The 9,233-nt window shown below is 41.2% G+C and carries 8 protein-coding genes, 3 tRNA genes, 1 rRNA gene and 1 pseudogene; 6 read left to right on the forward strand and 7 right to left on the reverse strand.

All coding sequences use genetic code 11. The features are described from left to right. Positions 1-29 precede the first annotated feature (29 nt). Genes ACTNES_RS09875 through ACTNES_RS09890 form a run of 4 tightly spaced genes read left to right on the forward strand, consistent with a single transcriptional unit; the run spans position 30 to position 4,090 of the window. Complete coding sequence (locus ACTNES_RS09875; protein WP_441039194.1) at positions 30-827, forward strand: GDSL-type esterase/lipase family protein; 798 nt, start codon at positions 30-32, stop codon at positions 825-827. Further along, positions 824-1,300, forward strand: coding sequence for a DUF4358 domain-containing protein (locus tag ACTNES_RS09880; RefSeq protein ID WP_216460201.1), 477 nt, complete (start codon positions 824-826; stop codon positions 1,298-1,300). Before ACTNES_RS09875 ends, ACTNES_RS09880 begins: the two co-directional genes overlap by 4 nt. A 24-nt stretch (positions 1,301-1,324) precedes the next feature. Then, positions 1,325-2,713 carry an MBOAT family O-acyltransferase gene (locus tag ACTNES_RS09885; protein ID WP_216460202.1) on the forward strand — a complete coding sequence of 463 codons (1,389 nt, stop codon included), beginning with the start codon at positions 1,325-1,327 and terminating at the stop codon, positions 2,711-2,713. A gap of 12 nt (positions 2,714-2,725) precedes the next feature. After that, positions 2,726-4,090, forward strand: a complete 1,365-nt coding sequence (locus tag ACTNES_RS09890; RefSeq protein WP_291816591.1) for a DHHW family protein — start codon at positions 2,726-2,728, stop codon at positions 4,088-4,090. A gap of 313 nt (positions 4,091-4,403) precedes the next feature. On the opposite strand, the gene ACTNES_RS09895 is transcribed toward ACTNES_RS09890, so the two are convergent. Continuing rightward, a complete protein-coding gene (locus ACTNES_RS09895) occupies positions 4,404-5,123 on the reverse strand; it encodes a LytR/AlgR family response regulator transcription factor (protein ID WP_216460203.1) in 720 nt (239 codons plus the stop codon). A gap of 544 nt (positions 5,124-5,667) precedes the next feature. On the opposite strand from ACTNES_RS09895, the gene ACTNES_RS09900 reads away from it, so the two are divergent. After that, complete coding sequence (locus tag ACTNES_RS09900; protein ID WP_216460204.1) at positions 5,668-5,898, forward strand: hypothetical protein; 231 nt, start codon at positions 5,668-5,670, stop codon at positions 5,896-5,898. Positions 5,899-5,965: 67 nt separating this feature from the next. Here the strand turns inward: ACTNES_RS09900 and ACTNES_RS09905 are convergent, their stop codons facing one another. After that, positions 5,966-7,093, reverse strand: coding sequence for an aldo/keto reductase (locus ACTNES_RS09905; RefSeq protein WP_441039195.1), 1,128 nt, complete (start codon positions 7,091-7,093; stop codon positions 5,966-5,968). 267 nt (positions 7,094-7,360) lie between these two features. Between ACTNES_RS09905 and ACTNES_RS09910 the strand changes: the two genes are divergently transcribed. After that, the gene (locus ACTNES_RS09910) at positions 7,361-7,942 is read left to right on the forward strand and encodes a GNAT family N-acetyltransferase (RefSeq protein ID WP_291816588.1); all 582 of its coding nucleotides are present in this window, start codon (positions 7,361-7,363) and stop codon (positions 7,940-7,942) included. A 151-nt stretch (positions 7,943-8,093) separates the two neighbouring features. On the opposite strand, the pseudogene ACTNES_RS09915 reads toward ACTNES_RS09910, so the two are convergent. The 5 genes and pseudogenes from ACTNES_RS09915 to ACTNES_RS09935 form a co-directional block, all read right to left on the reverse strand. Continuing rightward, a pseudogene (locus ACTNES_RS09915) lies at positions 8,094-8,458 on the reverse strand (sodium/glutamate symporter); the annotation flags it as partial. A gap of 148 nt (positions 8,459-8,606) precedes the next feature. Next, positions 8,607-8,677: transfer RNA gene (locus tag ACTNES_RS09920), tRNA-Cys, on the reverse strand. Between the two features lie 36 nt (positions 8,678-8,713). After that, positions 8,714-8,785 (reverse strand) — tRNA-Glu (locus ACTNES_RS09925). A 44-nt stretch (positions 8,786-8,829) separates the two neighbouring features. Beyond that, positions 8,830-8,902 (reverse strand) — tRNA-Asn (locus ACTNES_RS09930). A 220-nt stretch (positions 8,903-9,122) separates the two neighbouring features. Further along, positions 9,123-9,233 (reverse strand): 23S ribosomal RNA (locus tag ACTNES_RS09935); the annotation flags it as partial.

The following is a 9,233-nucleotide window of genomic DNA, read 5'->3' on the forward strand; positions in this document are numbered from 1 at the left end:
AGAGCCTATGGCTCTGGGAAGGATTTACTTTGAAAAAACAACCAAAGAATAAAGTTTTATTTCTGATCCCTGCTGGTGTGATACTCGCCGGTGCTCTCATATTTCTGGGCACACGTGGGCGCGGGGATGATTCTGTCTGTCAGGAAACAGTTGCCCGTCTTCAGGCTTTGGAGAATTCTGATATTTCCCAGACAGAACAAGAGCTTCAGGAACTGAAACAGGCATCCGGCAGTTCTTCAGACTCCGAGGCAGCTTCAGATGGTTCTGTTATGACTGTGCTGAGCGATGTAGAAATCCGACAGGTATTCGCAGGCAGTGTCATCATCGGTGATTCTATTACAGAATCAATTGTAGAATACGATTATCTGGATACAGATGTCGTAATCAGTAAACGAGGCTTAAATGTAGGCGCTGCTGATGATCAGATCAGCACTGCCATCAGTCTGAACCCAACTCATGTATTCATGGCTTTTGGTTCCAATGACCTTGAAATATATGGATCTGATGCTACATCATTTATTGATGCCTACCGCACACAGTTAAAGAAAATTCAGACTGCACTGCCAGATGTTCCGATCTATATCAACTGCATTCTGCCTATTACAGATGAGGCGATCGCACAGACTCCAGATCTTGGCTATTATTCCGACTACAACGACGGACTTATCAGTCTCTGCCAGGAAATGGGATGTACCTATATTGACAATACAGCTATTGTAGAAAGCAGTTCCGAGAATCTGTATGAACCAGATGGTGAACATGTAATTCAGGATTACTATCCAAAATGGCTGACTCACATGGCACAGACAGCGGGGTTACAGGCATGAAAAAATATCTTCATATTATAATTAAGGGTGGTCTTGTCATTTTTCTGGCAGCGTATCTTACAGTCCTTTATACCTCTGACAGTGCCAGAAATGTACCTATTGAAAGTATCGCACAGAGTATGGAGCAGGATTCATCCATTACTTCACTGAATCAGGAAAACCGTACAGATCTGAAACACTACTATCAGACTGATGACCGCAGCATTGATGGATATTTCTTTTACAAGGCTGCTTCACCTATGGCTGTTGAGGAGATCTGTATCATGAAAGCAAGAGACAATACACAGGCAGCCACTCTGCTTGAAAGTGCCAATTCTCATCTTTCCAGTCAGAAACAGGTATTTGAGGGATACGGCACAGATCAGATGGCACTTTTAAACAATGCAGTTGTTGGCAAAAAGGGAAATTACGTATATTACATGTGCGGAGCTGATGCTCAGAACTGGCGCAGCGCCTTTCTTTCCCTGATATAACATCCAGATTGGAGAATTTTTCATATGGTATTTAACAGTATCTTTTTTATATTCTGCTTTCTTCCGGTTTTCATGCTGATTTATTATCTGGTTCCGGGAAAGCTTCGCAACCTGCTGCTGTTTCTTGGCAGTCTGGTCTTCTACGCATGGGGAGAACCTGTCTATGTGATCCTTATGTTGTTTTCCAGTGTCTTTAACTATTATATGGGTACAGAACTGGAACGTTTATATTATGATGACCGAAAGCAAAAGATCAATCTGATTTTTTCCATTGTTGTAAATTTGTTCATCCTTGTATTTTTTAAATATTATGGTTTCCTACTTAATACGATCGGAGGAATCACAGGTATCCACATTCCTCACCCGGAACTTTCTCTCCCGATAGGACTTTCTTTCTACACATTCCGTAATCTGTCCTATCTGTTTGATATTTATTTAAGCAAGATCAATGCACAGAGAAACTTTCTTACTTTTGCAGTATACAGCACCATGTTTCCTTACACTTCTGCAGGACCGATCATCCGTTATGCAGATATTGAGGAACAGTTAACACATCGTTCCCTGAATGTCTCCAGATTTGGTCTTGGTGCAGAGCTTTTTGTCAAAGGTCTTGCCAAGAAAGTTCTTCTGGCAGATAACCTCTCTGCCCTGTACGCCGGAATCTGCGGACATTCCCAAATGTCTGTATTTACTGCCTGGATCGGTATTCTTGCCTATACCATGCAGCTTTATTTTGACTTCAGCGGTTATTCAGATATGGCTATTGGTCTTGGAAAAATGCTGGGATTTGACTTTAATAAGAACTTTGATTATCCATATATTTCCACCAGTGTTTCTGAATTCTGGAGACGCTGGCATATTTCCCTGGGAAGCTGGTTCCGGGATTATATTTATATCCCGCTTGGCGGTAACCGTGTATCCACTCTGAAACATGTACGCAATATTCTTATTGTATGGGCACTTACAGGTCTGTGGCACGGTGCAAGCTGGAACTTCGTACTGTGGGGTGTTTACTATGGTTTCTTTCTTTTACTCGAGAAATTTGTACTCCAGGGAGTTCTGGAACGTATGCCGTCATGGCTTCGCACAGTCTATACCATGCTTGTTGTCATGATCGGATGGGCATTCTTCAGTCAGACTGATTTTGGCGCCCTTGGTCATTATCTGGGGGCTATGTTCGGAATCGGAGCTTCCAGCTTTATAGACAGCACCGCACTTTACTATCTCAAGACAGGTTTTATCCTTCTTCTGATCAGTATCTTAGCATGCCGTCCAACTCCTTATCTGTACTTCAGACGTCTTATTAAACGCAGACCTGCAGCTGCATTAGTTGTAAATCTTATTTTGTTTGCATTATCCGTTGCTTACATGGTTTACAATTCCTACACACCATTTTTATATGCGAAATTTTAGAAGGAAAACAGTATGAAAAAATCATTAAGAAATTATCGGTTATTTTTCCACAGAATGGGACTTATCTTTCTGTTTCTCCCAGTGGTCGTGCTCCTGATAAGTATTGTACTTCCGGACAGAGGGTTCTCCGAAAAAGAGAACCGTGTCCTTTCCTCCCGGCCTCATCTAAATGCCGGTCAGATTGCTTCCGGAGGATATGAAAAACAATTTGAAACTTACGAAAATGATCAGTTTCCACTCCGTGACCTGTGGATCACACTGAAAGCCGGAACAGACCGTCTCATGGGAAAAGTTGAAGCCAACGGTGTATACCTTGGAAAATCCGGATATCTGATGGAAGAATTCAAGACACCTGACCAGGCTCAATATGATGCTACAGTAAAGGCAATGACCGACTTTGCACAGAGACATTCTGACATGAAACAGTATGCACTGATCGCACCAAACTCTGTCAATATTTTAAGCAATAAACTTCCTGCTTTTGCACCTGTACAGGATCAGAACTCCTGGTTAAACAATCTGTCAGATTCCCTGACGCAGGCAGGCGTGACTTTTATTGATGTCCGCGACACCTTTAAAGATCACAAAATGGAAGATCTCTATTATCACACAGACCATCACTGGACTACCCAGGGCGCCTATTATGCTTATCTGCAGGCAGCGAAAACACTGGAAATTGATACTTCTGCAGATACTTATGACAAAGCCCCTGTCACCCGTTCTTTTCAGGGAACCTTATCTGCCAAAAGCGGCTTCCGTTCCGGTGAAAAGGATGAGATCGACGTATTTCTTCCAACAGGTGAGAATGTACTTGCGTCCGTTATCAACTACGTAGACGAACAGAAAAAAAGTGCCAGCTTCTATGACACGGATAAGCTTGACACCAGAGATAAATATGCTCTGTTTTTTGGTGGAAATCATGCTCAGGTGAAGATCAGCACGCCTACAGAAACCGATAACACTCTGCTCGTGCTCAAAGATTCTTATGCCAACAGTTTTGTTCCATTCCTTGCCCAGCATTACCGCAAGATCGTAATGGTCGATCCACGTTATTACTACGGCGATCTGGAACAGCTGATCCAGGTTGAAAACGTTCAGGAAATCCTGTATCTGTATAATGCAAACACATTCTTCGCAGATACCTCTCTTGAGCTTGCTCTGTCAAATGAATCTTCTGAGCAGAATACTGATAATGCCACTACTTCCGATAATCAGAGTTCTGTCACAACAGATACTGCCGATCAATCTGCTGATCAGAATAACGATTCTTCCACTTCAGATGATCAAAGTTCTGCTCAGGAAGGCGATTCTTCTAATTCAGCGGATCAAAGTTCTGACCTGGAAAGCGATTCTTCTGAAGATCAGGCTTCTGAATAAACTATACAAAAACCACAAATCCCCACTGGAAACACAATGCCGAGGAAACATTGAATTCCAGTGGGGATTTTTCACACATTAACACACACTTTTAAACACACACTTTTCACACATTTTTGATAATAGGTTAGGTATACAGACTAATCAAACAAATAATGCCGTTTCTTACCTTCCTCGTACCCGGCTCATCTGCTCTTTCTGCATCAGCTGTACCTTGATATGTATTATATCAGTTTTTTATTTATTCTTATGTTTTATGCAAATTCTTCAATTTATTTTGCAAAATTGTCGATGAATCACTCTATCATCTTCTCTACTGATCCATAAAATGATTCACAAAATAGTTATAATACACATCCAGCATATCCTTTCGCCCACGGACACGTATTGGGACAATTGTTCCGTCTTTCATAACAAAATCATCCTGAACATCCCCAACATAATCCATATTTACCAGATAACTCTGATGGCAGTGTAGGAAACGCTTCTCATTAATCCTTTTCTCAATCTCTACCAGCTTATCTACAGTTACGATCTCTGATCCATCTGCCAGATGCAGTATCACATTATGTTTGTTGCTCTCAATATACATGATATCATCTGTATACGGATAACGGTACTGCCTTCTGCTCTTGATCGCAACTCTTCTTTTCATATCTGTCTTAAGGATCATGTTTAGAAGTTTCATCAGTTTCTCTTCTGAAAATGGTTTCAGTAGATATCCTGATGCCTGTACTTCGTAACTCTCTATCGCGTAGTCTGGGGAAGCTGTAAGGAAAATAAGCGGCACCTTACACTGCAGCTGACGCAGCTTTCTGGCAGTTTCCATTCCATTAAGTTTCTTCATATAAATGTCGAGGAACAGAAGTTCCATATCCAGATAGCCTTCTTCTACATCGGCTACCAACGTCTCGCCTGACGCATACTCTATAATTGAAACTTCTTCATTTATTTCCTCAAAGTACTGGCATAATATTTCTTTCAGAAGGAGTCTCTCAATTTCAACATCATCGCAAATAACTATCGTCCGCACTTCAATCCCTCCTTCCTGTATCACTCATTTTCATTATTGTTCATTCTATTTTCAGTAACCTTTTCTCTTCTACACTATACAATTTTTGAAAAAATAAACGCCAGACTTCTGCTCTTTTCCGAAACTCTGGCATTTATCTGTAAGCATTATAAACCAAATTTATTATATATGCAGAATCCTACATATTCAAGTACTTTTTTTAATATGTATATTCATGCCCCATCCTTTACAGGATGCTTTCCGCCGCTTTAATGTAGCAAATCTGTTACTGAGAACGGAATGAACAGTAACCAAATCCTATAATATATTATATAGAATCCTAAACATTTTGTCTATGGAAAGTTATCTGTGTTATACTTATGTTACTGGTTACTGTTCACTCCGTGCTCAGTAACACGCTTCGCGATGCACAGAATTTATGCTAATCGCATAAATTCGCGCCGTATGTCTCGGAATTTTGGCATATTCATGCCCAAACGCCTCGCGGGATAGTGGCATGTGAACAGTAACATACTTATTACATTAAATAGAAAGAAGGTATTTTATGCGTCAGGAAAAATTTAAAATGGAACGCCAGGGATTAATCGAAATCGGAGATGAAATCGAAATATCTGAATATCAGTCTTTCATGAACTACAGCTATATCATTGAGCCTGCAGTCGCCATGTCCGGCTGTTATCCAAACTCCCAGCGTATCAAATCCAGAAAAGGGATTGTGCGAAACATTGAGCACACCCCTCGCGGCTTTATTGTAACTGCAGAATTTGACGAATAAACCTGGTTTTTTCACAAATAAAACTCCTCCCGGCTTTTACTCGGAAGGAGTTTTTACTTTCATACTTCTATTCTGCCGCCGACTGTGGCTTCTCAAATTCTTTTGCCACATCCTCAAGAATCTCTCTGATCCTCAGATGCTGTGGACATACTTTCTCACATTTACCACATTTCACACACTCAGATGCCTTTCCGTTTCTGGCTGTATGTACCATATTGTAATAATAATCTGCATTCCAGTCATGGAATACCATCTTCGCATTCATACAGGAGAAAAGATCCGGAATAGAAATATGCTTCGGACATCCTGCAACACAATAGCGACAAGCTGTACATGGGATCATATGTTTCTGATGAAAAATGTCAGCAACCTGATGTACTGCTTCCAGTTCTTTCTCGTTCAGATGCTTAAACTCCTTCATAAAGCTGATATTATCTTCCATCTGATCCAGAGTACTCATTCCTGAAAGAACCATCAACACATCCTCAAATCCAGCGGCAAAACGCAAAGCATAGCTTGCAGGACTGCCACCATGAAGATCATCCAAAATTTTCTTTGCATCTTCCGGAAGATTTACGAGATTTCCGCCTTTTACAGGCTCCATGATCAGGACTTTCTTGTCATACTTGCGACAGACTTCATAACATTTACGGCTCTGAACAGCAGGATCTTCATAATCCAGATAGTTAAACTGAATCTGTACAACTTCGATCTGTGGATATTCTTTCAAAATCTCTTCCAGCACCTCTGCTCTGTCATGAAAAGAAATTCCGAAATGTCTGATCTTGCCCTCTTCTTTTAACTGAAGTGCAGTCTCATAAGCGTGGCATTTCTTAAAATGCTGAAAAATCTCAGCAGACTGTGCATGCATCAGATAAAAATCAAAATAATCTACACCGCAGATTTCCAGCTGACTTTCAAAGAACGGACGGATATCTTCCTGCTTTTTAAAATATGCCTGAGTAAGTTTATTGGTAAGAACATATTCGCTGCGGTCATGTCTGCTTGACAAACAATCCTTGATTGCCATCTCGCTCTTGCCATCCAAATATCCATGAGCTGTATCAAAATAATTGAATCCATTTTCCAGAAATGTGTCAACCATTTTGCAGGTCTGCTCTTTATCTACTTCGCCATTCTCCAGCAGTGGAAGACGCATGTATCCGAAACCAAAGTTTTTCTTTATTCTGTCCATTGTTTTTCTCCTGTTATAATATTGACTCTTTATACGGACAGTACTATACTGTCTTTAAAATTTAAGGTTTATTCTATCAGGTCAGATAATAGCCTGCAGAATCTCCTCTTTTATCATACAGTATGAACTTAACTTTAAGTCAAGTTTTTTCTGAAAATACTTTTATCAACTCAATTGTAGCGCAGTCATCCGCTTCGCTACTCACTCATAACCGAATAACTGCTTCGCAGTTTCGGTTAAACAATGACAGGAAAGGACAACACACTTATGAAAACTAACACTTCCATCACCATTCGTATGGCCAATCCCGCTGATGCACAGGCACTCCTGAATATTTATGCTCCTTATGTAATAAACACCGCAATTACCTTCGAATACGATGTTCCTTCTGTAGAAGAATTTGCCTCACGCATTGCGCATAGCCTGGAAAAATATCCCTATCTTATCGCTGAAGAGGGTGGAAATATACTTGGATATGCCTATGCCAGTCCCTTCCACGACAGACCTGCCTATGACTGGGCTGTAGAAACTTCTATCTATGTTGACCAGAACATTAAACATCGTGGTATCGGCCGTAAACTGCACGATGCATTGGAGAGCACGCTTCGTGAGCAGGGAATTTTAAATATGAACGCCTGCATTGCCTACCCTCCGGAAGAAGATGAACATCTGGATAAAAACAGCGTAGAATTCCACGCTCATATGGGTTACCGTCTTGTCGGCGAATTCTACAAATGCGGCTATAAATTTAACCGCTGGTATAATATGGTCTGGATGGAGAAACTGATCGGAGAACATTTATCAGATCAGAAACCGCCAAAGTTTAACCGACTCACGAAAATCTCCTAATTCAATTAAAAATATTCGTGCACTTCTGATCAAATAATAGTTCATTTTATATAACAGAAAATTTCTTATAATAAGAAATAAACCTGCAGGTAGGATTCTCCGCCTGCAGCTGGTTACTTCGTCACCATAATTTTTACATGACATAAAAAAATCAGGTATTGAAAATTACTACTAACAGGTAAGCTTTTACAGATGGTGCATACTTCTCACAGATTACCTGCATATTCGCCATAGCGTTCGGTGTTGCTCCCATACCAAACCGCATACACCAGAGGAAAGAACTGCCGCATCGTAGTCAATTGTAAATTTTCCGGAATATTCCCCGATATTGCGGATAAACGCCGCTGCGATCATCGCACCAATATAAATCGGGAATGTCATTCCTGTCATAGACAGAAGCTTTGAAACGATGGTTCCGATACCAATCGCAATGATCAGCTGAAATACCGCTGACGGATACATACTGGTATGACGTTCATGCTTTTTCTCTTCTTCAATCAGAAGACTGTCATCTTCCTGTCAGAATCTGGTTTGCATTCTGCTCTGTACCGGACTCCTCTTCTCCTATACTTATTTTCTTTCCCTGAAGGTCGTCCACAGATTTATTTAAGCAAAAATAAACAAAAAAATACCTCAGATATTTTTATTATCTGAGGTTTAATAGAGGTGCCACCCGGATTTGAACCGGGGATAGAGGTGTTGCAGACCTTTGCCTTACCACTTGGCTATGGCACCATATTAACTTTTATTCATGTAAGAAATCTTACATAATGACTCCAAGGGGATTTGAACCCCTGTTACCGCCGTGAAAGGGCGGTGTCTTAACCGCTTGACCATGGAGCCTGGTAGAAAATTTTGTTTGATATCGGACTTCATGTTTCCGAAAACTCCCCCTGTTGGACTCGAACCAACGACACTGCGGTTAACAGCCGCATGCTCTACCGACTGAGCTAAGGAGGAATAAAGGTTTGCACCTTCAAAACTACATACATGTTGACATTTCCTTGAGAATTAACTTCCTGCGTTGCCGATTGAGTATTGTACTCCAGCGGGGTCACCTCGCAACTTCGTTGCTCAGTGTCATTTGCTTCGCAAATGTTCAGTCTGTATCAGGAATGCTTCTCCACAAGCAAGCTTGCTCCGAATCCTTCCTGCTCCATCCTGCCGCTTCCTCGGCTAGTTGGTCAAGCCCTCACCCGATTAGTAACAGTCAGCTCCATGCATTACTGCACTTCCACCTCTGCCCTATCTACCTCGTCGTCTTCAAGGGGGTTTACTTCTTTCGAATGGG

Origin of the sequence: Blautia sp. HCP3S3_D9 (assembly GCF_052063845.1) — a bacterium.
In the GTDB taxonomy this organism is placed as follows: domain Bacteria; phylum Bacillota; class Clostridia; order Lachnospirales; family Lachnospiraceae; genus Blautia_A.